Here is a 22,193-nt window from a genome sequence, read left to right as displayed (position 1 = left end):
ATGAAGAGCATTCACGTCATCCGTCACGGGCGGCCCGCCTCCACCTGGGGCGGGGCCGACGATGATCCTGGCCTCGACGCGGTCGGATTGGAGCAGGCGAGGGCGGTCGCCTGCGAGATCTTGGCGCTGCCCGCCGCATCGAGACCTGATCGTGTCGTGTCGTCACCGCTGCGGCGCTGCCGAGAGACTGCCGCGCCGTTGGCCGAGGCCCTCGGCGTGGAGGTCGAGATCGATCCCCGCGTCGGCGAGATCCCGACGCCCCAGGCGCTGTCAGCCAACGAACGTCCGGAATGGCTTCGGGGGGCTTTTTCGGGCCGATGGGCCGAGATCAGGGGCGATCTGGACTATGCGGCTTGGGCGCGAGGCGTGGCGTACGCACTTTTGAGCTACGACGGCGCAGCCGTGTTCAGCCATTTCGTCGCCTTGAACGCCGCTGTCGCGACGGCGACGGGCCAGGAGCAGGTCGTCGTCTTTCGTCCAGACCACTGTTCGCGCACGGTCTTCCAGGCGGAGGGCGACCGCTTGATCCTGGTGGAGAAAGGGCGCGAAGCTCAGAGCCAAGTGCTTTGAAGGAGTCGCCGTGGCGCGAGAGATCCTGACTGTCGCCCAGATGACCGCGGCCGACCGCGCCGCCGTGGCTGACGGGACGCCGATCCAGGTCCTGATGGAGCGGGCCGGCGAGGCGGTCGCCAACGCGGTCCGCGCGCGATATGGCCGCCAGCCTGTCGTGATCTGGTGCGGTCCGGGCGACAATGGCGGCGACGGTTATGTCGCCGCGCGACATCTCAAACGCCGAGGTTGGCCCGTCGTTGTCGAAGCGGCCTATTCTCCAACGACGGAGGCCGCGCGCTGGGCCGCTTCGCGCTGGAAGGGTGAGGTTCGGCCTCTGTCTTCGCGGCCCGCGCCAGGACACCTTTATATAGACGCGCTGTTCGGCGCTGGGCTGTCACGCCCACTGGAGGCCGAGGTCGCGGAGCTTGCGCGGACCGCGCGGGCGGCCGCCTTGCGCATCGTCGCGGTCGACACGCCCTCCGGCGTTCACGGCGACACCGGTCGCGCATTCGGGGACGTGGCCTTCCACGCAGAGATGACGGTGACCTTCCATCGCCGGAAGCTCGCCCATGTCCTGTCCGAAGGGCGGGGGGCATGCGGCGAGGTGGTGGTGGCGGACATTGGGCTTGGACCGGTCGGGGCGGCGGATTTGTTCGAGAATGACCCCGAGCTCTGGCTGGGACGATTCCCCTGGCCCGCCTTCGACGCGCACAAGCACAGCCGTGGACGGTTGAAGGTCGTCAGCGGCGAAGCCTGGACCACCGGCGCCGCCCGGCTGGCGGCGCGGGGGGGCCTGCGCTTGGGCGCGGGGGCCGTGACCGTGCTGTCTCCCCCGGGCGCGCTGGCCGTGAACGCCGCCCATTTGGAGGCGGTGATGCTGGCGCCGTTCGAATCCGACGCCGATCTCGCCATCGCCGCCGAAGACGCGGACGCGGTGATCATCGGCCCCGCGGCGGGCGTGGGCGAGGCGACGGCGCGGAACCTCCAGGCCCTGGCCCGCACAGGCGCGGCCCTGATCGTGGACGCCGACGCGCTGACGAGCTTCCGTCATGACTTGGAGGCCCTGTTCGCCTGTCTCGACCGTGACGACGTTCTGACGCCGCATCCCGGCGAGTTCGAGCGCGTCTTTCCCGGACTTCTGGCCAAATCCCCCGAGCGGATCACGGCCGCGCGCGAGGCGGCCCGGCGGGCCGGAGCGGTGGTGCTGCTCAAGGGGCCCGACACCGTCGTCGCCGCGCCGGACGGCAGGGCTTCGGTGCTGCTGAACGGGACGCCTTGGCTGGCGACCGCCGGTTCCGGCGACGTGCTTGCGGGGTTCATCGGCGGCCTGATCGCGCAAGGCATGGAGAGCTTCGAGGCCGCGTGCGCAGGCGCGTGGATCCATGCTGCTTGCGGCGCGCGCCATGGGCCGGGCCTGATCGCCGAGGATCTCCCGGGCCTCGCGCCCTCCGTGCTGACCGAGCTGCACGCGAAACGTTGAGCGGACTTGCGCGGCGCGCTCCAAGTCCGTAATCCCCGTCGCACGCGGATGTGGCGAAACTGGTAGACGCACTGGATTTAGGTTCCAGCGCCGAGAGGCGTGGAGGTTCGAGTCCTCTCATCCGCACCAGACATCTTGCGGGACGCTGCTTGCATCCCGCGAGTTTTGACCTATCGCGCTCTTGGATGCTCGCGCACGTCGTGACATAAGGGCGCTCTTTCGCCGCCCCGGCCTCGCGGGCGGCGTCGATCTTTTGGACCCCAGGGCGGAGATCGGGCGCTTGGCGCCTCGACCCGAGAATTAAGAATGTCGATGCAGATCGTTGAAAAGTCGGGCGAAGGCCTCAGCCGCGTTTTTGGCGTCACGGTGCCCGCGAGTGAACTGGCTACGCGCCTGGATGCGCGGATCGCCGAAGTCGCTCCGCAGATGAACGTGAAGGGCTTCCGTCCCGGTAAGGTGCCGACCGCGCACGTCCGCCGCATGTACGGCAAGGCCCTGATGGGCGAAGTCGTCGAGCAGGCGCTGAACGAGACCACCCAAAAGGTCCTCGAAGAGAACAAGCTGCGTCCGGCTGGTCAGCCCGAGCTGAACCCGTCGTCGGACATGGAAAAGGTCATCGCCGGCGGTGAAGACCTGGCCTTCGAACTGGCCGTCGAGGTGATGCCGGAGTTCGACCCTATCGATCCGGCTTCGATCGAGCTGGTGAAGCCGGTCTACAAGGTCACTGACGCCGAGGTCGACGAGGCCTTGGACGAGCTGGCCAAGCAGGCCCGCACCTACGAGCCGCGCACTGGCAAGAGCGTGAAGGCCAAGGACGGCGATCAACTGCTGATCGACTTCGTCGGCACGATCGACGGTGTCGAATTCGCCGGCGGCAAGGCCGAGGGCGCCGAGCTGGTCCTGGGTTCGGGCCAATTCATCCCGGGCTTCGAAGATCAACTGGTCGGCGCCAAGGCCGGCGACGATGTCGTCGTGAAGGTGAAGTTCCCGGAAGAATACCAAGCCAAGGAACTGGCCGGTAAGGACGCCGAGTTCGCCACCAAGGTTCAGGAAGTCCGCGCCCCGGTCGACGGCAAGGCCGACGACGAGCTGGCCAAGCGCCTGGGCCTGTCGGACCTGGCCGCCCTGAAGGAGCTGCTGCGCTCGAACCTGTCGGGCCGCTACGACAACTCCTCGCGCTTCAAGTTGAAGCGCGCCCTGCTGGACGTCCTCGACACCAAGCACGACTTCCCGCTGCCGCCGCGCATGGTGGACGCCGAGTTCGCCGGCATCTGGCAACAGGTCGAGGCCGACAAGGCCCGCGGCGGCCTGCCGCCGGAAGACGCCGAGAAGTCGGAAGACCAACTGCAATCGGAGTACCGCAAGATCGCCGAGCGCCGCGTGCGCCTGGGTCTTGTGCTCGCCGAGATCGGCCGCAAGAACGACGTGGTTGTCACCGACCAGGAACTGACCGACGCCATCATGCGCGAAGCTCGCCAGTACGGCGCGCAAGCCCAGCAGGTGTTCGACATGTACCGTCAGCGCGCCGACCTTCAGGCCGCCCTGCGCGCCCCGATCTACGAAGACAAGGTCGTGGACCTGATCTTCGGCAAGGCCAAGGTCGAGGAAAAGGAAGTCTCCAAGGACGAGCTCCTGGAAGAAGACGACCTGCCGGAAGGCTACGGCGGCTAAGCGCCGTCAGAGGCTACGAAACGAGGCGCGGCTCGAAAGGGCCGCGCCTTTTTCATGTCCGCAGGTTTCCGCCCGCGCCTTGCAACCTGTTAAGCGCCACGCGATATGCGTTGTCGACGGCGCGCGGGAGCTGATTCGGTTCCGCGCGGCCAAGACACACGAAAAGGGTGATACCCCATGATGTACGATCCGGTTTCGACGGCGATGAACCTCGTGCCGATGGTGGTCGAGCAGACCAGCCGCGGCGAGCGCGCGTTCGACATCTTCTCGCGGCTGCTGAAGGAGCGGATCATCTTCCTGACCGGCCCCGTCGAGGACGGCATGGCCAGCCTGATCTGCGCGCAGCTTCTCTTCCTGGAGTCGGAAAACCCCAAGAAGGAGATCGCCATGTACATCAACTCGCCGGGCGGCGTGGTGACGGCCGGTCTCGCGATCTACGACACCATGCAATATATCAAGAGCCCGGTCTCGACGGTGTGCATGGGCATGGCCGCCTCGATGGGCAGCCTGCTGCTCGCCGCCGGCGCGGCTGGCCAGCGCATCTCGCTGCCGAACGCCCGCATCATGGTTCACCAGCCGTCGGGCGGTTTCCGCGGCCAGGCCTCGGACATCGAGCGCCACGCCGAGGACATCATCAAGACCAAGCGTCGCCTGAACGAAATCTACGTCAAGCACTGCGGCCGCACCTATGAAGAGGTCGAGCGCACCCTCGACCGCGACCACTTCATGAGCGCGGACGAAGCCAAGGCCTGGGGCCTCGTGGATCACGTCTATGACAGCCGCGAAGCCGCCGAGGCCGGCGCCGAATAGGGCGCGGCGTCAGCCAAAAGAAGAGCCGCCGGTCAGCGATCGGCGGCTTTTTTGTTGTCCGGAGGGTGCGGCTAATCCGCTCAGGTGACGGGCTTGCCGCGGAAGATCCGGTAGCCCTTCTCGTCGGCGATCGCGAGCATCTCAGTGTCGCCGGAGGTGTCGCCATAGGCGGCGGTCAGGTGAACGTCCGGCCCAAAGACCTCGCGCAACCGGATGACCTTCTCCTTGGCCCGGCAGTTGGCCCCGTCGAGCCCGCCGAGGATGCGGCCATCCTCCGAACACGTCAGTCGCGTGCCGATCAGGACGTCCGCGCCGAGGCCGCGGGCAAAGGGCGCGACGGTGATTTCCGGCGACGCCGTGACGATGGCGATCCGCGCGCCCTTGGCCCGCCAGGCGCGCCAGACGGCCACCGCGTCGGGACGCAAAAGGGAAGGGGCGAAGGCCTGCGCGAACGCCCGCGCGTCCGCCTCGATCTCGGCGACGGTCGCGCCTTTCAGGAACTCGCGAACCGCGGCGGCCTTGAGCTTTCCGCGATTGCGATCGAACACGTAGGTCAGCAAGGCGGGCGTCAGGCGCAGCACGCCGCGCGTCCAGCGCCGACGGCCGGCGCGCCACTTCAGGAAGGCGTTGAAGCTGTCCTTGACCGTCAGGGTGCCGTCGAAATCGAAGGCCACGAGCGCGCGCTCATGACCCATTTCGCCGGTCATCGGGCGCGAGGCGCTCAACCCCTTCGACATCAACGAACGCTTGGCCATCAACCTTCCATGCCGTCGCGCGGGGCGCTCCGGTTCCACACGATTCCACCTCCCGTAATAAGGGCTTCGGCCGGTGGCGGTAAGGGCCAACACGCGCGACGCTTGCGCCCGAGCGCCAATCGCCCAATTTAGATGGCGAGGTCATGACACGATCTGGCGCGTTGAAGCGTTTGAGGCGGGAAAGGCGCCGGCAAGGCTTGTGAAGCGCGCCCGGATCGGGGAATGTCAAGGATTAGACAACTCCCGGCGTATATCCTGGCTGCTTCGGTGGCGGCTTATGCGCTCGGAGGGGCGTCTCGGCGTTAAGCCGTATGTCGCCATAGTGTGAGAAGCGATCATGACGAAAGCCGCGAGCGGCGACACTAAAAGCACTCTCTACTGTTCTTTCTGCGGAAAGAGCCAACATGAGGTGCGCAAGCTCATCGCGGGACCGACGGTGTTCATTTGTGATGAATGCGTCGAGCTCTGCATGGACATCATCCGCGAAGAGCACAAGATCGCCTTCGTGAAGTCCAAGGACGGCGTGCCCACGCCGCGCGAAATCTGCGAAGTCCTGGACGATTACGTGATCGGGCAAGGCCACGCGAAGAAGGTTCTCGCGGTGGCGGTCCACAACCACTACAAGCGCCTCAACCACGCGTCGAAGAACAACGACGTCGAACTGGCCAAGTCGAACATCCTGCTGGTCGGTCCGACCGGTACGGGTAAGACCCTGTTGGCTCAGACCCTGGCTCGAATCATCGACGTGCCGTTCACGATGGCGGACGCCACGACGCTGACCGAAGCCGGTTATGTCGGCGAGGACGTCGAGAACATCGTGCTGAAGCTGCTGCAAGCCGCCGACTACAATGTCGAACGCGCCCAGCGTGGCATCGTCTACATCGACGAAATCGACAAGATCAGCCGCAAGTCCGACAACCCGTCGATCACCCGCGACGTGTCGGGCGAGGGCGTGCAGCAGGCCCTGCTTAAGATCATGGAAGGTACCGTCGCCTCCGTGCCGCCGCAAGGCGGGCGCAAGCATCCGCAGCAGGAGTTCCTGCAGGTCGACACCACGAACATCCTGTTCATCTGCGGCGGCGCTTTCGCCGGGCTCGAGAAGATCATCTCGGCGCGCGGCGCGGCCAAGTCGATCGGCTTCGGCGCCAAGGTGACCGATCCGGAAGAGCGTCGTACGGGCGAGATCCTGCGGAATGTCGAGCCTGACGATCTGCAGCGCTTCGGCCTGATCCCGGAGTTCATCGGCCGCCTGCCGGTGGTCGCGACCCTGGAGGACCTCGACGAGGCCGCCCTGGTCAAGATCCTGACCGAGCCGAAGAACGCCTTCGTCAAGCAGTACCAGCGCCTGTTCGAGATGGAGAACATCGGCCTGACCTTCACCGACGACGCCCTGCACCAGGTCGCCAAGAAGGCCATCGCCCGCAAGACCGGCGCGCGCGGTCTGCGCTCCATCATGGAAGGCATCCTGCTGGAGACCATGTTCGAGTTGCCCAACTACGAGGGCGTCGAGGAAGTGGTGGTCAACGCCGAGGTCGTCGAAGGCCGGGCGCAGCCGCTGCTCATCTACGCGGAGAAGAAGGGCGGCGCGGCTTCGGCCTGATCGCCGCCTTCCTGAGATCCAGGGCGCGTCTTCCATGTGGAGGCGCGCCCTTTTTCGTGGATAACCCGGTTTGGGGCGCCGCCTTGTTCGAAGGCTGCGGCTTGGGCGCCACGCCTGCCCCGGGTGAGTGAAAGCGCTTATAAGTCTGGATCTTGGAAGAACTCGCCTTGCGCACGCTTCTAGGAGGCATGGGCGTTTCAACTTGACCGGACATGCGCGACCTCTCGCCGCTGTGAGGCGAGTACGCTTGAACCCTGTTGTAAAACGTCCACATAAATAACGACATTCCGCCCAGTCCAGGGCGGACGGGCCGATCGACTCAGGCGCATCGTCTGACGTGACGGCGGCCCGCATGGCCAAGGCGCTTCCCTCGCCGCGGCCGGGAGTATTGAGCACATGTCCGAACTACGTACGCTTCCTGTCTTGCCGCTGCGGGACATCGTTGTTTTCCCGCACATGGTGGTCCCGCTCTTCGTGGGCCGCGATAAGTCCGTGCGCGCCCTTGAGGAAGTGATGCGCGGCGACAAGCAGATCCTGCTCGTGACGCAGAAGAACTCGGCGGATGATGATCCGGCGCCGGGCGACATCTTCGACGTCGGCGTGCTGGCCACCGTCCTGCAACTGCTGAAACTGCCCGACGGCACCGTGAAGGTGCTGGTCGAGGGCAAGGGCCGCGCGGCCGTAGTGAAGTTCACCGATCAGGAGGCCTATTACGAGGCCCAGATCGGCGAAGTCAGCGAGGACGAGGGCGCGGGCCCCGAGGCCGAGGCGCTGTCGCGCGCGGTCGTCGAGCAGTTCGAAAACTACGTCAAGCTGAACAAGAAAGTACCGCCGGAGGCCCTGGCGTCGATCCCGCAGATCGCCGAGCCGGGCAAGCTGGCCGACAGCATCGCCGCGCATCTCTCCGTCAAGATCGGCGACAAGCAGAACCTGCTGGAGATCTTCGACGTCGTGAAGCGCCTGGAAAAGGTCTTCGCCCTCATGGAAGGCGAGATCTCGGTGCTGCAGGTCGAGAAGAAGATCCGCTCGCGCGTGAAGCGCCAGATGGAGAAGACGCAGCGCGAGTATTATCTGAACGAGCAGATGAAGGCGATCCAGCGCGAGCTGGGCGATCCGGATGATGCGCGCGACGAACTGATCGACCTCGAAAAGCGCATCAAGAAGACCAAGCTGTCGAAGGAAGCGCGCGCCAAGGCCGAAGGCGAGCTGAAGAAGCTGCGCAACATGAGCCCGATGTCGGCCGAGAGCACGGTCGTCCGAAACTATCTGGACTGGCTGCTGTCGATCCCATGGGGCAAGGCCAAGACCAAGAAGATCGACCTGGTCGAAGCCGAAGGCATCCTCGACGCCGATCACTACGGCCTGGAGAAGGTCAAGGAGCGCATCCTCGAGTACCTGGCTGTTCAGGCGAGGACCAACTCGCTGAAGGGGCCGATCCTGTGCCTCGTTGGCCCTCCCGGCGTCGGCAAGACCTCGCTGGGCAAGTCGCTGGCCAAGGCCACGGGACGCGAGTTCGTGCGCATGAGCCTCGGCGGCGTGCGTGACGAGGCCGAGATCCGCGGTCACCGCCGCACCTACATCGGCTCGATGCCCGGCAAGGTCATCCAGTCGATGAAGAAGGCCAAGACCACGAACGCCTTCGTGCTGCTGGACGAGATCGACAAGATGGGCAGCGACTACCGTGGCGACCCCGCCTCGGCGCTCCTCGAAGTGCTCGATCCGTCGCAGAACTCGACTTTCGGCGACCACTACCTGGAGGTCGACTACGACCTGTCGCAGGTGATGTTCGTGACGACGGCCAACAGCCTGAACATGCCCCAGCCGCTGCTGGACCGCATGGAGATCATCCGGATCCCCGGCTACACCGAAGATGAGAAGCTGGAGATCGCCAAGCGTCACATCCTGCCCAAGCTGGCCAAGGATCACGGCTTGAAGCCGGCCGAATTCATCGTGCCGGACAAGGCGATCCGCGACCTGATCCGCTACTACACCCGGGAAGCCGGCGTGCGGTCGCTGGAGCGGGAACTGGGCGCCCTGGCGCGCAAGACGGTCCGTGACCTGGCCCGCGAGAAGCTGACCTCGATCACGATCGATGATGAGCGCCTGGCCAAGTACGCGGGCGTCAAGAAGTACCGCTATGGCGAGACCGACGAGGTCGACCAGGTCGGCATCGTCACCGGTCTGGCCTGGACGGAGTTCGGCGGCGACATCCTGACCATCGAAGCCGTGAAGATGCCGGGTAAGGGTCGCATGCAGATCACCGGCAACCTCAAGGACGTGATGAAGGAGTCGATCTCGGCGGCCAACAGCTACGTCCGCTCGCGGGCGACGCAGTTTGGGATCAAGCCGCCGGTCTTCGAGAAGACGGACGTGCACATCCACGTGCCGGACGGCGCCACCCCCAAGGACGGCCCGTCGGCCGGCATCGCCATGGCCCTGGCCATGGTCTCGGTGCTGACCGGCATTCCGATCCGCAAGGACATCGCCATGACCGGCGAGATCACCTTGCGCGGCCGGGTCACCGCCATCGGCGGCCTGAAGGAGAAGTTGCTCGCGGCTCTGCGCTCCGGCGTGAAGACCGTGCTGATCCCGCAGGAGAACGAGAAGGACCTCGTGGACGTGCCTCAGAGCGTCAAGGACGGCCTCGAGATCATTCCGGTCTCGACGGTCGACGAAGTGCTCAAGCACGCGCTGACCGGCCCTCTGACGCCGGTCGAGTGGAACGAGGCCGAGGAGCCGATTGCTGCGGGTGCGAAGAAGGATGACGGCGACAGCGACGCCATTCTGACGCACTAAGCGTAACTTATTGATGATAACTTATGCGGCGCGGGAGTTTCCCGCGCCGCTCTCGTTTGACGAGGCATTTTATGCCGCCATAATCCCGGGCGAGCGCAGCGCCGTAAGCGAAAACACGTCGCCGCTCAGGCTGGGAGAAAAACATGACCACAAAAGCCGAACTCGTCACGGCGATCGCCGAGAAGGCGGGCATCAACAAGAACCAAGCCAAAGACGCGCTGGAAGCCTTCATCGACGCCGTCACCGACTCTCTCAAGTCGGGCCAGGATGTGCGCCTGGTCGGTTTCGGCACGTTCAAGGCCGTGACCCGCGCCGCGGGCACCGCGCGAAATCCGCGGACGGGCGAGACGGTCAACCGTCCCGCGTCGAAGACCGCGCGTTTCCAGGTCGGCGAAGGCCTCAAGTCGTCGCTGAACGGCTAATCCAGTTTCCGCTTAAAGGGGAGGCGGGGCGTCGCGGGGGCTGACGTTCCGCCTTTCGTATTTCGGGCTTTGCCCGGACGCGCCCGCCCGCTAGAAGCGGCGGCCTCAGAGGGCAGTTAGCTCAGCGGTAGAGCGTCTCGTTTACACCGAGAGGGTCGGGGGTTCGATCCCCTCACTGCCCACCACCTCCTCACAAACGAGTCCGTTACATCCCGGGCTCCGCCGACGGGCCTGCAAGCCTGGCCTTGCAGCCTGCGATCAAAGTGATATCACTTTGAAATCAGGTTGGAGGGAACACATGACCGAGACTCAAACGATCAATCCGACCGTAGAGCGGTCACACGCCGGAATGAGCGGGGGCATAGCGCTGCTGGCCGCGCCCCTGATCCTGATCGCTGGGGTCTGGATGATCGTCCTGGCCAAGAACGGCGGCGGCGCGCCCTTCGCCTTCTCCGGACTCGGGCTGACTGTCTTGTCCTTGCTAGTGTGTTGCGGCTTCTATGCGCTTCAGCCGAACGAAGCCTACGCCATCACGCTGTTCGGCTCGTATGTCGGCACGGACCGCAAGACGGGGCTGCGCTGGATTCTGCCCTGGTACGGTCGCAAGAAGATCAGCCTGCGCGTCCGCAACGTGACCAGCGAGACGCTGAAGGTGAACGACAAGCGCGGCAACCCGATCGAGATCGCGGCGAACATCGTCTGGCGCGTGAGGGACTCCGCCCAAGCCCTGTTCGACGTGGACGACTACATCGCCTTCGTGAACATCCAGATCGAGACGGGGCTTCGCGAGGTCGCCTCGCATTACGCTTACGATCATGCCGAGGAGGGCGAGCCGACGCTTCGCGCCGACGCCGAGGAAGTCGGCGATCGGTTGCGCAAGGATCTGCAACAGCGCACGGCCGTGGCTGGCGTCGCCATCGACGAGGCGCACCTGATGCACCTGGCCTACGCGCCCGAGATCGCCGGCTCGATGCTGAAGCGCCAGCAGGCCGAGGCGGTCCTGGCGGCCCGGCGGACGATCGTCGCCGGCGCTGTCGACATGGTCGAGAGCGCCCTTGATCAGTTGAGCCAGCGCGGCGTCGTCACCCTCGACGACGAGCGCCGGGCGTCGATGGTCTCCAATCTGCTGGTGGTGCTGTGCGCCGACCGCGAGGCGCAGCCTGTGGTCAACACCGGCACGCTCTACGGCTGACGTGGCGGGCGGTCACAACGACGCCAAAGGCGGCAGACGCGCGTTTCTGATGCGCGTCCGCCCCGAAGTGCTGGCCGCGATCGAGCGGCTGGCTGCGTCGGAGTTGCGTAGCGTGAACGCGCAAGTCGAGGTATTGCTACGCGAAGCGCTAGGACGTCGCGGCGTCTCCCCCAAATCGTCCGGAGACGGCGAGGAACCCTAGCTGTCGCAAAAGCTTTATCGATCCGAGGCCGAATGGGGAGGCCTGGCGTAACGATGAGGATTCGGCGTGACGGATACGAGAACGGATCGGCCGTTCGGTCTCAGTAGTTTCTCCGCCGAGATCGACCCGCCGCTCGATACAGTCCGCCTCGTAGACACCACCATGCTCTACGCGCCGCGAAGCGGCGGGGTGCGCCGTTACCTCTCGTCGAAACGCGCCTGGTTGGCGGCCAATCGCCCGGGCGTGCGTCACACCCTGGTGGTGCCTGGCGCGCGGGACTCCTACGACGGCGACGGTCGGGTCTCGATCTACGCCGCGCCGCTCCCGTTTGGCGCGGGCTATCGCTGGCCCGTGGTGAAGGCAGCGTGGATGGAGCGGTTGATCCGACAACGGCCCGATATCATCGAGGCCGGCGACCCCTACACCCCCGGCTTGGCGGCCTTGAGAGCCGGCGACGCGTTGGGCGTTCCCGTGGTCGGCTTCTGCCACACAGATCTTGGCAAGTTGGCGGCCCTGCACATCGGCGAATGGGCGGAGAAGCCGGTTCAGAAGCGATGGGCGGCGGTCTACCGCCAGTTCGATCAGGCCGTCGCGCCGAGCCGGTTCATCGCCAGTCGCTTGATCGAAGCTGGCGTGCACAACGCGATCGGCCTGCCGCTTGGCGTCGATACCGAGCTCTTCCATCCTGGCCGAGCGGATCGGGAGGGACTGCGCCGACGCCTGGGCGTGTCCTCCCACGAAAAGCTCTTGGTCTTCGCCGGGCGGCCGGCGCGTGAAAAGCGTCTCGATGTCCTGGTCGCCGCGGTCGAGCGACTGGGCGCGCCCTACAAGCTGCTGTTTGTCGGCGCGGGCGGCGGCGCGCCCATCAGCGAGCGGGCGATCAGCCTGGACTATGTCCGGGATCCCGCGGAGTTGGCGGGCATCCTGGCCAGCTGCGACGCCTTCGTGCACGCCAACGACAATGAACCCTTTGGCCTGATCGTCCTGGAAGCGATGGCTTGCGGCCTTCCTGTGGTCGGCGTCGCGGCCGGTGGCGTGGCCGAATCCGTGGATGGCGAGGTCGGTGAGCTTGCCGCCCGATCCGAGCCCAAAGCCTTCGCCGAAGCGATCGAGGCCTTATTCGCCCGGGACATCGTGGCCGTAGGCGCGGCGGCTCGCCGCCGAGCGGTCGAGCGGCATGGCTGGGACGCCGTGTTCCGGCAGCTCTGCTTCGTCTATGGCGGCCTGACGGGGCGCGCCGCCTTTGGCGGCGTGTCGCAGGCGCGCGAGCATTGAGTTTCGTTCAGCCGCGCAGGCTGGCAAGGATCTCGTAGCTGCGCTTGCGCGCGTCATGGTCGTAGATCTGCGAGGCGGCCATCAGCTCATCCGCGCCCGTCATCTCCAGAATCCGCTCGATCTTGCGCTTCACCGTCTTCGGGGAGCCGATCGCCGAGTACTGGAAGGTGTGGTCCAGGCCCGCCAGCTCCGCCGGCGAAGCATGTTCGCGGATATCGTCGACGGGCGACGGCAACAACCCGGGTCGACCGCGGCGCAGGGCCAGGAACTGTTGCTGAGTCGACGTCGCCAGACGCGCGGCCTCGTGGTCGGTGTCGGCGGCGCACACGCCAATGCAGACCATGGCGTAGGGCTTGTCCAACGTCTCCGACGGCTTGAAGTGGCGACGGTAGAGGAGGAGGGCGTCCAGAAGGGCGTCGGGCGCGAAGTGGGCGGCAAAGGCGTAGGGGAGGCCGAGCGCCGCGGCGAGTTGCGCGCCCCAGGTCGACGAGCCGAGGATCCAGATCGGGACGTCCTGACCTTCGCCCGGAACAGCGCGTACGGCCTGATCGGCCGTCGCGGGCTGAAACCAGCGCTGCAATTCCACCACGTCCTGGGCGAACGAATCGACCGCGCCCGCATAGCGCCGCAGCGCCCGCATTGTCGCCTGATCAGTGCCGGGCGCGCGCCCAAGCCCCAGATCGATGCGTCCAGGATAAAGCGCGTTGAGCGTTCCGAACTGCTCGGCGACCATCAGGGGCGCGTGATTGGGCAGCATGACGCCGCCAGAGCCGACTCGAATCGTCGAGGTGCCGCCGGCCACATGGCCGATGACGACGGCGGTCGCGGCGCTGGCGATGCCCGGCATGTTATGATGCTCGGCCAGCCAGTAGCGATGAAAGCCGAGGCGTTCGGCGTGCTGAGCAAGGTCGAGGCTGTTGTGGAGCGCTTGCCCGACCTCTGTTCCTTGCGGAACGGGAGCAAGGTCGAGGACGGAGAAAGGGGGATACGCGGTCATCAATGCTAGATGGCGCGCCACGTCCGCAACTCAAGGCGTTGCGAAAGGGTTCTTGATGTTGAGAGCCACTGGACGGTGGCGCGAATGACGGGGCTCGAACCCGCGACCTCCGGCGTGACAGGCCGGCGCTCTAACCAACTGAGCTACATCCGCGTCGTGCGCCAAGGCGCGACGGTCGTCCGTAGACCGAGAGGAGGGAAGCATACCCCAAGTGAAGGGGTGGCGCGAATGACGGGGCTCGAACCCGCGACCTCCGGCGTGACAGGCCGGCGCTCTAACCAACTGAGCTACATCCGCATATCCCTTCGCCGAAGCGAAAGTGCGACCCGCCAATCGGCGAGGCGCGTCTGATATGTCGCTCGAAGACTCGTGTCAACGGCCATATCAAAGAAGCGACAAAACGCGTGTGGAGAGCGTGTTCATTCGCTGCTTTAAATGAGGAGCGCCGGTCCCGCGCGCGCCTTTGCGGGCAAGGATTGAGCGTCAAAGCGTTGGTGAACCAACGTTAGGTAAAGCGGCTCTAGTTGCGATCGTTTCTCAATGTGTTCCGGGGTGTTTGAAGCGTTAGCGACAGTGGGCTACAACCCGCTCGATTCAAGCCAAGGCCCGTCATGACCGCCTTCCTTCTTCAGTACCTGCCGATCGTGATCTTCCTAGGGATCGCGGCGGCTATCGGGATCGTCTTCCTCCTGGCCGCGGCCGTGCTCGCGCCCAAGGCGCCGGATCCGGAAAAGCTGTCCGCGTACGAATGCGGCTTCAACGCCTTCGACGATGCGCGCATGAAGTTCGACGTCCGGTTCTATCTGGTGTCGATCCTGTTCATCATCTTCGACCTGGAAGTCGCGTTCCTGTTCCCGTGGGCGGTTACGCTGATGAAGCTGCCGCATGACGTGGCCCAGTTCGCCTTCTGGTCGATGATGGCCTTCCTCGGCGTCCTGACCGTCGGCTTTATCTACGAATGGAAGAAGGGCGCCCTCGAATGGGAGTGATCGTTCCCGCCACCTCGCCGGTCCCGGCGCTTTCGGGCGGCCGTTCCACGGTCGAGGGTTATGACCCCAAGCTGCACGACCCGTTCTTCGACGGCGTGTCGCAGCAACTGGCCGACAAGGGCTTCATCACGGCCGCCGCCGACGACCTGATCACCTGGGCCCGCACGGGCTCGCTGATGTGGATGACGTTCGGTCTGGCCTGCTGCGCCGTGGAGATGATGCAGGCGTCGATGCCGCGCTACGATCTGGAGCGCTACGGCTTCGCACCGCGCGCCAGCCCGCGTCAGTCTGACGTGATGATCGTCGCCGGCACCCTGACCAACAAGATGGCTCCGGCCCTGCGCAAGGTCTACGACCAGATGCCGGAGCCGCGCTACGTCATCTCGATGGGCAGCTGCGCCAACGGCGGCGGCTACTACTATTACAGCTACAGCGTCGTGCGCGGCTGCGACCGCGTCGTGCCGGTGGACATCTATGTCCCGGGCTGCCCGCCCACGGCCGAGGCGCTGGTGTATGGCGTTCTGCAGCTGCAGAAGAAGATCCGCCGCACGGGGACGATCGAGCGATGACCGACGTGGTTGCGACCGAAACAGCGATCTCGCCGCTGGAAACGCTGGGTCAGGCCATCGTCGCCAACAGCGCCGGCGCGATCACCGCCTATCACGTGGCGTTCGGCGAACTGACGGTGCTGGGCCCGGCCAACCGGGTCATCCAGGCGCTGGAGTTCCTGCGCGATCACCCTGATTGCCGCTTCCACCAGCTGGTGGACCTGACGGCCGTCGACTATCCGCAGCGCGAGCGCCGCTTCGACGTGGTCTATCACCTGCTGTCGCTGGTGAAGAACCATCGGATCCGCCTCAAGGTGCAGACCGACGAGGACACCGCTGTTCCCAGCGTGACGCCGGTTTTCGCGGTGGCCGACTGGTTCGAGCGCGAGGCCTTCGACATGTACGGCGTGTTCTTCGAAGGACACCCGGACCTGCGTCGGATCTTGACCGACTACGGCTTCCACGGCCATCCGCTGCGGAAGGACTTCCCCATGACGGGTTATGTGGAAGTGCGCTACGACGACGAGCTTAAGCGTGTCGTGTACGAGCCCGTGAAGATCACCGAGTTCCGTGCGTTCGATTTCCTCTCCCCGTGGGAAGGCGCCAAGTATGCGCTGCCCGGCGACGAGAAAGCCGAGAAGCGGGCGGGAGACGCGTAGGGCTGGAGCCGGCGTCGACGACGTCGGGCTCCAAGATCACTTGCCGGGATTGGCCGATCGCCAGCTCTGGCATGGAACAGTGTAACGAAGGTCCGTAGCCATGACCGGCACGAACTCGCCCGCCGCGGCGACCGACTACTTCCGAGACGAGGCGACGGCTCCGGCCATTCCGGAGACGCCTGTCCGCAAGTTCAACATCAACTTCGGCCCGCAACACCCGGCCGCGCACGGCGTGCTGCGTCTGGTGCTGGAGCTGGACGGCGAAATCGTCGAACGCGTCGATCCGCACATCGGCCTGCTGCATCGCGGCACCGAGAAGCTGATGGAAGCGCGCACCTACCTGCAGAACATCCCGTACTTCGACCGCCTCGACTACGTGGCGCCGATGAACCAGGAGCACGCCTTCTGCCTGGCCATCGAGAAGCTGCTCGGCGTCGAAGTGCCGATCCGCGGCCAGATCATCCGCGTGCTCTATTCGGAAATCGGCCGGATCCTGAACCACCTGCTGAACGTGACGACCCAGGCCATGGACGTCGGCGCCCTGACGCCGCCGCTCTGGGGCTTCGAGGAGCGCGAGAAGCTGATGGTGTTCTACGAGCGCGCCTGCGGCGCTCGCCTGCACTCCAACTACTTCCGTCCGGGCGGCGTGCACCAAGACCTGCCGCCGGAACTGATCGAGGACATCGACGCCTGGGCCAAGGCGTTCCCCAAGATCTGCGACGACATCGAAGGCCTGATCACCGACAACCGCATCTTCAAGCAGCGCAACGTCGATATCGGCGTCGTGACCAAGGAAGAAGCGATCGACTGGGGCTTCTCGGGCGTGATGGTGCGCGGTTCGGGCATCGCCTGGGACCTGCGCCGCAGCCAGCCCTACGAGAACTACAACGACTTCGAGTTCGACATCCCGCTGGGCAAGAACGGCGACTGCTACGATCGCTATCTCTGCCGGATGCAGGAGATGCGCGAGTCGACCAAGATCATCCGCCAGGCCTGTGAGATGTTGCGCAAGACGCACGGTCCGGTGCTGTCGGAAGACAACAAGGTCTCGCCGCCGCGTCGCGCCGAGATGAAGCGCTCGATGGAAGCGCTGATCCACCACTTCAAGCTCTACACCGAGGGCTTCAAGACGCCGGAAGGCGAGGTCTACGCCTGCGTCGAGGCCCCGAAGGGCGAGTTCGGCGTGTTCGTGGTGTCGGACGGCACCAACAAGCCATACCGCTGCAAGATTCGCGCGCCGGGCTTCCCGCACTTGGCGGCCATGGACTGGATGAACCGCGGCCACCAGCTGGCTGACGTCTCGGCCATCCTGGGCTCGCTGGATATCGTGTTCGGGGAGATCGACCGTTGAGCCTGGCTGATATCGCCCAGGCGCAGCTCGACGCCTACAACGCCCAGGACCTGGACGGGCACTGCGCCCACTTCGCCGACGACGTGGTCGTGGGCGGCCTGAACGGCGACGTCGCGCGCACGGGCATCGAGGCTTACCGGGCCTGGTACGAAAAGGTCTTTTCAGACTTTCCGAACAATAAGGCCCAGCTGCTGAACCGCATCGTGGTCGGCTCGAACGTGATCGATCACGAGCGCGTCGACCGCGGCAATGGCGACCCCGTGTTCGAGGTCGCCGCCATCTACACCTTCAACGGCGACAAGATCGCCCGCGTGGATTTCGCCCGATGAGCGTACGTCGTCTCGCCAAGGAACAGCCCGCCAGCTTCACCTTCTCGAAGGAAAGCCAGGCCAAGGCCGACTGGTGGAAAGCCAAGTATCCCGCCGCCCGCAAGCAGTCGGCGGTGATCCCGATGCTGTGGCTGGCCCAGAAGCAGGAAGGCTGGATCTCCGAGCCCGCGATCCAGGAGATCGCCAAGCAGCTCGAGATGCCGGTCATCCGCGTTCTGGAAGTGGCCACATTCTACGTGATGTTCCAGCTGCAGCCGGTCGGCAAGGTCGCCTTCGTGCAGCTTTGCGGCACCACGCCCTGCCAGCTGCGCGGCGCGCTGGATCTGAAGGCGGTGCTGAAGGACAAGATCGGCGAGGCCAACCATGTCTCGGCCGACGGCAAGTTCAGCTGGGAAGAGGTCGAGTGCCTGGGCGCGTGCTGCAACGCCCCGATGGCCGCGATCAACGACTACTATTACGAAGACCTGACGCCGGAGAGCCTAGCCCAGATCCTGGACGACTTTGCCGCCGGCAAGTCGCCTAAGCCGGGCAGCTATGACGGCCGCGTGGCCTCGGAGCCGAAGGGCAAGATCCAAACCCTGACGGACCCGAAGCTGTACGACGGCTCGGCCGCCAAGAAGATCAAGATACCGAACCTGCCCGAGAAGCCCAAGGCCTCGAAGGCCAAGTCGGAGCCGGCAGCCTGACATGACCGCTGACGCCGCCCTCCAGAAGAAGCGCCTGACCGCGATGCTCGTCATCAACGCGGTGTGCTTCGTGCTGGCCGGCGTCTCGATCTACGGCGCGGTGTCGCTCCGGATCGACTGGCTGCGGCTGGTCTTCCTGGGCGCGATCGTCGCCGGCCTGGGCTCGCACGTCTGGTTCATCCTGGGCTGGATGCGCGCGGCCAAGGGCGAGGAGGGCGCGTCGTGACCGACAATGCTCTCGACGCCCGTCGGACGGCCTATTTCAACACGGTCAAGAGCGTGGGCCGCCGCGAGCGCGGCCTGGGTCTCCTGGCCTGCCTCGTCGGCGCGCTGCTCTTGATCTGGGGCCGCTCCGTTCAGGGCGCACCGTTTTGGGCGGCTTGGGCCGGCCTCGTCACGATTGGCGTGGGTTGGTCGCTTTTCGCCTATGTCATCCTTCGTCGGACGCGCTATGTGCGCGCCCATCCATTCGATCCGCAAAGCTGAGTCATGGTCGGTATCCTCGAAGACAAGGACCGCATCTTCACGAACCTCTACGGTCTCCAGGACTGGGGCCTTGAGGGCGCGAAGAAGCGCGGCTGCTGGAATGGCACCAAGGACATCCTGGACGCCGGGCGCGACTGGATCATCGACAACATGAAAAACTCCGGCCTGCGCGGCCGGGGCGGCGCCGGTTTCTCGACCGGCCTGAAGTGGTCGTTCATGCCCAAGGAAGTGAAGGAAGGTCGTCCTCACTACCTGGTCGTCAACGCCGACGAATCCGAGCCGGGCACCTGCAAGGACCGGGAGATCATGCGGCATGACCCGCACCTCCTGATCGAAGGCTGCCTGATCGCCTCGCGCGCCATGCTGGCCAACGCCTGCTACATCTACATCCGCGGCGAATATGTCTTCGAGCGCGAGCGCCTGGAAGCGGCGATCAAGCAGGCCTACGAGGCAAAGCTGATCGGCAAGAACAATGTCCACGGCTGGGACTTCGATCTCTACGTCCACCACGGCGCCGGCGCGTACATCTGCGGCGAAGAGACGGCCCTGCTGGAGAGCCTGGAAGGCAAGAAGGGCCAACCGCGCCTGAAGCCGCCGTTCCCGGCCGGCGCGGGCCTCTACGGCATGCCGACCACGGTCAACAACGTCGAGTCGATCGCCGTCGCCGGCACGATCCTGCGCCGCGGCGCGGCCTGGTTTGCGGGCTTTGGCCGTCCGAACAACGCCGGCACCAAGCTCTTCTGCGTCTCGGGCCACGTGAACCTGCCCTGCAACGTCGAAGAAGCGATGAGCATCCCGTTCCGCCAGTTGATTGAGGATCACTGCGGCGGCATCCGGGGCGGCTGGGGGAACCTGAAGGCCGTCATCCCGGGCGGCTCGTCGGTGCCGATGATCCCGGCCGAGCAGTGCGAAGACCTGCCCATGGACTTTGACGCCCTGCGCAACCTGCGCTCGGGCCTCGGCACCGCCGCCGTCATCGTCATGGACAAGTCGACCGACCTCGTCCGCGCCATCGCCCGCCTGTCGTACTTCTACAAGCACGAGAGCTGCGGCCAGTGCACGCCGTGCCGCGAGGGCACCGGCTGGATGTGGCGGGTCATGGAGCGCATGGCGACCGGCGAGGCCGATCCGAAAGAGATCGACACCCTGTTGGACGTCACGACCCAGGTCGAGGGTCACACCATCTGCGCCCTGGGCGACGCGGCCGCCTGGCCGATCCAGGGCCTGTTCCGTCACTTCCGCCATGAGGTGGAGGAACGGATCGCTTCCTATCGTAGCGGTCGCCTGCACGTGCAGGGCGCCAAGCTGATCGCGGCGGAGTAACAAGAATGGCTATCGCCAAGGTCAATGGCGTCGAAGTCGAGTTCGAACCCGGCATGACGGTTCTGCAGGTCGCGGAACTGGCCGGTGAGGAAATCCCGCGCTTCTGCTACCACGAACGCCTGTCCATCGCCGGCAACTGCCGGATGTGCCTCGTCGAGGTGAAGCCCGGCCCGCCGAAGCCCCAGGCTTCCTGCGCGCTTCCGGCCGCCGAGGGCCAGGAGATCTTCACCAAGACTCCGATGGTCAAGAAGGCTCGCGAAGGGGTGATGGAGTTCCTGCTCATCAACCACCCGCTGGATTGCCCGATCTGCGACCAGGGCGGCGAGTGCGACCTGCAGGACCAAGCCATGGGCTATGGCCGCGACGACAGCCGCTACGAAGAGAACAAGCGCGCGGTCGAAGAAAAGGCCATGGGCCCGCTGATCAAGACCGTGATGACGCGCTGCATCCAATGCACGCGCTGCGTCCGCTTCATCACCGAGGTCGCCGGCTCGCCGGAAATCGGCCTGATCTCGCGCGGCGAAGACGTTGAAATCACGACCTATCTGGGCGCGGCGGTGACGTCGGAGCTCAGCGCCAATGTCATCGACCTCTGCCCGGTCGGCGCCCTGACCTCGAAGCCCTACGCGTTCGAGGCGCGCCCCTGGGAGCTGAAGAAGACCGAGAGCGTCGACGTCATGGACGCTCTGGGCTCGGCCATCCGGGTCGACGCCCGCGGCGCCGCCGTGCTGCGCGTGCTGCCGCGCGTCAACGAGGACGTCAACGAAGAGTGGATCTCGGACAAGACTCGCTACGCGGTCGATGGCCTGCAGCGCCAGCGCCTGGATCGTCCGTATGTTCGTAGCGCCGACGGCAAGCTGAAGCCGGCCACCTGGGCCGAGGCCTTCGCGGCCGTCGCCGGCAAGATCAAGGCGGCCAAGCCCGAGCGCATCGGCGTGATCGCTGGCGACCTGCAAGACGCCGAAAGCCTGAAGGCGACCAAGGACCTCTTCACCGCCCTGGGCGTGAAGAACCTCGACAGCCGCCAAGACGGCGCGGCTCTGGGTTACGGTCCGCGCGAGAGCTGGCTGTTCAACTCCACGATCGCCGGCATCGAGAACGCCGACGTGGTGCTGTTCGTCGGCGCCAATCCGCGCGTCGAAGCGTCGGTGCTGAACGCCCGCTTCCGCAAGCAGTGGATCGCCGGCAAGACCCGCTTCGGCGTGATCGGCGAGCAAGCCGACCTGACCTTCGGCTACGACTATCTGGGCGCCGGCGCTCAGACGCTGTCGGGCCTGGCCAAGAGCAAGAGCGACTTCGTCGCCGCGCTGAAGGCCGCCGAGCGTCCCGCCATCATCATCGGCCAGGGCGCTCTCGCCCGCGCCGACGGCGCGGCGATCCTCAAGGCCGCCGCGGGTCTCGCCAAGACGATGAAGGTCGTCCGCGAGGGTTGGAACGGCTGGAACGTCCTGCACACCGCCGCCGCGCGCGTCGCTGGCCTCGACATGGGCTTCGTCCCGGCCGAGGGCGGTCTATCGACCGCCGACATGCTGAAGCCGGGCGCTCTGGACGTCCTGTTCCTGCTGGGCGCCGACGAGTGCGAGACCGCCGCCACCGGCGCCTTCAAGATCTACCTCGGCACGCACGGCGACGCCGGCGCGCACAAGGCCGACGTGATCCTGCCGGGTGCGGCCTACACCGAGAAGAACGGCCTCTACGTGAACCTCGAAGGTCGCGTTCAGATGGGCAAGCGCGCGGTGTTCCCGAAGGGCGAGGCCAAGGAAGACTGGTCGATCCTGCGGGCGCTGTCCGAAGTTCTCGGCCACAAGCTGCCCTATGACAGCCTGGACCAACTGCGCGCCAAGCTTTTCGCCGACCACCCGACCTTCGGCCAGATCGACTACGCGCCGGGCTCGGTCGCCACGTCGTTCGACGTCGGGGCCCTGGGCGGCGCCGGCGAGGCCTCGGACGCGCCGTTCGAGAGCCCGATCAAGGCCTTCCACCTGACCAATCCCATCGCGCGCGCCAGCGTGACCATGGCCGAATGCGCGGCCGTGGCTTCCGGCGCCGCCAAGATCGCCGCGGAGTAAA

21 protein-coding genes and 4 tRNA genes are annotated in these 22,193 nt (G+C 65.7%); 21 read left to right on the top strand and 4 right to left on the bottom strand.

Annotated elements, in window-relative coordinates:
- The 5 genes from CSEG_RS11335 (at position 1) to CSEG_RS11315 (ending at position 4,513) form a co-directional block, all read left to right on the top strand.
- On the top strand, positions 1-570 hold the full coding sequence (locus CSEG_RS11335) for a histidine phosphatase family protein (RefSeq protein ID WP_013079370.1): 570 nt from the start codon (positions 1-3) through the stop codon (positions 568-570).
- 10 nt (positions 571-580) lie between these two features.
- The gene (locus CSEG_RS11330; RefSeq protein WP_013079369.1) at positions 581-2,032 is read left to right on the top strand and encodes an NAD(P)H-hydrate dehydratase; all 1,452 of its coding nucleotides are present in this window, start codon (positions 581-583) and stop codon (positions 2,030-2,032) included.
- 44 nt (positions 2,033-2,076) lie between these two features.
- Positions 2,077-2,161: transfer RNA gene (locus tag CSEG_RS11325), tRNA-Leu, on the top strand.
- Between the two features lie 183 nt (positions 2,162-2,344).
- Positions 2,345-3,703, top strand: a complete 1,359-nt coding sequence (tig, locus tag CSEG_RS11320) for a trigger factor (protein WP_265416130.1) — start codon at positions 2,345-2,347, stop codon at positions 3,701-3,703.
- A 177-nt stretch (positions 3,704-3,880) separates the two neighbouring features.
- Complete coding sequence (locus CSEG_RS11315; protein WP_013079367.1) at positions 3,881-4,513, top strand: ATP-dependent Clp protease proteolytic subunit; 633 nt, start codon at positions 3,881-3,883, stop codon at positions 4,511-4,513.
- 80 nt (positions 4,514-4,593) lie between these two features.
- On the opposite strand, the gene CSEG_RS11310 is transcribed toward CSEG_RS11315, so the two are convergent.
- Entirely contained in the window at positions 4,594-5,268 is a 675-nt protein-coding gene (locus CSEG_RS11310; RefSeq protein ID WP_013079366.1) for an HAD-IB family hydrolase, read from the bottom strand.
- 337 nt (positions 5,269-5,605) lie between these two features.
- Here CSEG_RS11310 and clpX point away from each other — a divergent pair, with 337 nt between their 5' ends.
- From clpX to CSEG_RS11280, 6 genes are all read left to right on the top strand, one after another.
- Complete coding sequence (clpX, locus tag CSEG_RS11305; protein ID WP_004615159.1) at positions 5,606-6,868, top strand: ATP-dependent Clp protease ATP-binding subunit ClpX; 1,263 nt, start codon at positions 5,606-5,608, stop codon at positions 6,866-6,868.
- 396 nt (positions 6,869-7,264) lie between these two features.
- A complete protein-coding gene (gene lon / locus CSEG_RS11300; protein ID WP_013079365.1) occupies positions 7,265-9,664 on the top strand; it encodes an endopeptidase La in 2,400 nt (799 codons plus the stop codon).
- 143 nt (positions 9,665-9,807) lie between these two features.
- A complete protein-coding gene (locus tag CSEG_RS11295) occupies positions 9,808-10,086 on the top strand; it encodes an HU family DNA-binding protein (RefSeq protein ID WP_013079364.1) in 279 nt (92 codons plus the stop codon).
- Positions 10,087-10,196: 110 nt separating this feature from the next.
- Positions 10,197-10,271: transfer RNA gene (locus CSEG_RS11290), tRNA-Val, on the top strand.
- A gap of 113 nt (positions 10,272-10,384) precedes the next feature.
- Positions 10,385-11,278 carry an SPFH domain-containing protein gene (locus CSEG_RS11285; protein WP_013079363.1) on the top strand — a complete coding sequence of 298 codons (894 nt, stop codon included), beginning with the start codon at positions 10,385-10,387 and terminating at the stop codon, positions 11,276-11,278.
- Positions 11,279-11,600: 322 nt separating this feature from the next.
- Positions 11,601-12,755, top strand: coding sequence for a glycosyltransferase family 4 protein (locus tag CSEG_RS11280; RefSeq protein WP_053463813.1), 1,155 nt, complete (start codon positions 11,601-11,603; stop codon positions 12,753-12,755).
- Between the two features lie 7 nt (positions 12,756-12,762).
- Here the strand turns inward: CSEG_RS11280 and CSEG_RS11275 are convergent, their stop codons facing one another.
- From CSEG_RS11275 to CSEG_RS11265, 3 genes are all read right to left on the bottom strand, one after another.
- Positions 12,763-13,752, bottom strand: coding sequence for an LLM class flavin-dependent oxidoreductase (locus tag CSEG_RS11275; protein ID WP_013079360.1), 990 nt, complete (start codon positions 13,750-13,752; stop codon positions 12,763-12,765).
- A gap of 76 nt (positions 13,753-13,828) precedes the next feature.
- A tRNA-Asp gene (locus tag CSEG_RS11270) sits at positions 13,829-13,905 on the bottom strand.
- A gap of 67 nt (positions 13,906-13,972) precedes the next feature.
- Positions 13,973-14,049: transfer RNA gene (locus CSEG_RS11265), tRNA-Asp, on the bottom strand.
- Between the two features lie 314 nt (positions 14,050-14,363).
- Here CSEG_RS11265 and CSEG_RS11260 point away from each other — a divergent pair.
- The 10 genes from CSEG_RS11260 to nuoG all read left to right on the top strand — a co-directional run bounded on the left by CSEG_RS11260 (position 14,364) and on the right by nuoG (position 22,192).
- Positions 14,364-14,741, top strand: coding sequence for an NADH-quinone oxidoreductase subunit A (locus CSEG_RS11260; protein WP_013079359.1), 378 nt, complete (start codon positions 14,364-14,366; stop codon positions 14,739-14,741).
- The gene (locus CSEG_RS11255) at positions 14,711-15,310 is read left to right on the top strand and encodes a NuoB/complex I 20 kDa subunit family protein (RefSeq protein WP_083778387.1); all 600 of its coding nucleotides are present in this window, start codon (positions 14,711-14,713) and stop codon (positions 15,308-15,310) included. The genes CSEG_RS11260 and CSEG_RS11255 overlap by 31 nt, the downstream gene beginning before the upstream one ends.
- Positions 15,307-15,948, top strand: a complete 642-nt coding sequence (locus CSEG_RS11250) for an NADH-quinone oxidoreductase subunit C (RefSeq protein WP_013079357.1) — start codon at positions 15,307-15,309, stop codon at positions 15,946-15,948. Before CSEG_RS11255 ends, CSEG_RS11250 begins: the two co-directional genes overlap by 4 nt.
- Before the next feature lie 100 nt (positions 15,949-16,048).
- Entirely contained in the window at positions 16,049-17,299 is a 1,251-nt protein-coding gene (locus tag CSEG_RS11245) for an NADH-quinone oxidoreductase subunit D (protein ID WP_013079356.1), read from the top strand.
- On the top strand, positions 17,296-17,628 hold the full coding sequence (locus CSEG_RS11240; protein WP_013079355.1) for a nuclear transport factor 2 family protein: 333 nt from the start codon (positions 17,296-17,298) through the stop codon (positions 17,626-17,628). Before CSEG_RS11245 ends, CSEG_RS11240 begins: the two co-directional genes overlap by 4 nt.
- The gene (gene nuoE / locus CSEG_RS11235) at positions 17,625-18,314 is read left to right on the top strand and encodes an NADH-quinone oxidoreductase subunit NuoE (protein WP_013079354.1); all 690 of its coding nucleotides are present in this window, start codon (positions 17,625-17,627) and stop codon (positions 18,312-18,314) included. The genes CSEG_RS11240 and nuoE overlap by 4 nt, the downstream gene beginning before the upstream one ends.
- A 1-nt stretch (position 18,315) precedes the next feature.
- A complete protein-coding gene (locus CSEG_RS11230; RefSeq protein ID WP_013079353.1) occupies positions 18,316-18,540 on the top strand; it encodes a hypothetical protein in 225 nt (74 codons plus the stop codon).
- Positions 18,537-18,800, top strand: coding sequence for a hypothetical protein (locus CSEG_RS11225; RefSeq protein WP_013079352.1), 264 nt, complete (start codon positions 18,537-18,539; stop codon positions 18,798-18,800). The genes CSEG_RS11230 and CSEG_RS11225 overlap by 4 nt, the downstream gene beginning before the upstream one ends.
- Before the next feature lie 3 nt (positions 18,801-18,803).
- A complete protein-coding gene (gene nuoF / locus CSEG_RS11220; RefSeq protein WP_013079351.1) occupies positions 18,804-20,123 on the top strand; it encodes an NADH-quinone oxidoreductase subunit NuoF in 1,320 nt (439 codons plus the stop codon).
- A 5-nt stretch (positions 20,124-20,128) separates the two neighbouring features.
- Positions 20,129-22,192, top strand: coding sequence for an NADH-quinone oxidoreductase subunit NuoG (nuoG, locus tag CSEG_RS11215; protein ID WP_013079350.1), 2,064 nt, complete (start codon positions 20,129-20,131; stop codon positions 22,190-22,192).
- Position 22,193: the final 1 nt, after the last annotated feature.

Origin of the sequence: Caulobacter segnis ATCC 21756 (assembly GCF_000092285.1) — a bacterium.
GTDB classification, from domain to species: domain Bacteria; phylum Pseudomonadota; class Alphaproteobacteria; order Caulobacterales; family Caulobacteraceae; genus Caulobacter; species Caulobacter segnis.
The sequence above is the reverse complement of the archived record's forward strand: the minus strand, read 5'-3'. Positions and strand labels throughout refer to the sequence as shown.

Excerpts from the sequence above, each read along its gene's own strand:
- CSEG_RS11295 (WP_013079364.1), top strand. The coding sequence starts at position 9,808 with ATGACCACAAAAGCCGAACTCGTCACGGCGATCGCCGAGAAGGCGGGC.
- tig (WP_265416130.1), top strand. The coding sequence starts at position 2,345 with ATGCAGATCGTTGAAAAGTCGGGCGAAGGCCTCAGCCGCGTTTTTGGC.
- CSEG_RS11275 (WP_013079360.1), bottom strand. The coding sequence starts at position 13,752 with ATGACCGCGTATCCCCCTTTCTCCGTCCTCGACCTTGCTCCCGTTCCG.
- lon (WP_013079365.1), top strand. The coding sequence starts at position 7,265 with ATGTCCGAACTACGTACGCTTCCTGTCTTGCCGCTGCGGGACATCGTT.
- clpX (WP_004615159.1), top strand. The coding sequence starts at position 5,606 with ATGACGAAAGCCGCGAGCGGCGACACTAAAAGCACTCTCTACTGTTCT.
- nuoE (WP_013079354.1), top strand. The coding sequence starts at position 17,625 with ATGAGCGTACGTCGTCTCGCCAAGGAACAGCCCGCCAGCTTCACCTTC.
- CSEG_RS11250 (WP_013079357.1), top strand. The coding sequence starts at position 15,307 with ATGACCGACGTGGTTGCGACCGAAACAGCGATCTCGCCGCTGGAAACG.
- CSEG_RS11255 (WP_083778387.1), top strand. The coding sequence starts at position 14,711 with ATGGAAGAAGGGCGCCCTCGAATGGGAGTGATCGTTCCCGCCACCTCG.
- CSEG_RS11310 (WP_013079366.1), bottom strand. The coding sequence starts at position 5,268 with ATGGCCAAGCGTTCGTTGATGTCGAAGGGGTTGAGCGCCTCGCGCCCG.
- CSEG_RS11335 (WP_013079370.1), top strand. The coding sequence starts at position 1 with ATGAAGAGCATTCACGTCATCCGTCACGGGCGGCCCGCCTCCACCTGG.
- nuoG (WP_013079350.1), top strand. The coding sequence starts at position 20,129 with ATGGCTATCGCCAAGGTCAATGGCGTCGAAGTCGAGTTCGAACCCGGC.
- CSEG_RS11260 (WP_013079359.1), top strand. The coding sequence starts at position 14,364 with ATGACCGCCTTCCTTCTTCAGTACCTGCCGATCGTGATCTTCCTAGGG.
- nuoF (WP_013079351.1), top strand. The coding sequence starts at position 18,804 with ATGGTCGGTATCCTCGAAGACAAGGACCGCATCTTCACGAACCTCTAC.
- CSEG_RS11315 (WP_013079367.1), top strand. The coding sequence starts at position 3,881 with ATGATGTACGATCCGGTTTCGACGGCGATGAACCTCGTGCCGATGGTG.
- CSEG_RS11245 (WP_013079356.1), top strand. The coding sequence starts at position 16,049 with ATGACCGGCACGAACTCGCCCGCCGCGGCGACCGACTACTTCCGAGAC.
- CSEG_RS11230 (WP_013079353.1), top strand. The coding sequence starts at position 18,316 with ATGACCGCTGACGCCGCCCTCCAGAAGAAGCGCCTGACCGCGATGCTC.
- CSEG_RS11285 (WP_013079363.1), top strand. The coding sequence starts at position 10,385 with ATGACCGAGACTCAAACGATCAATCCGACCGTAGAGCGGTCACACGCC.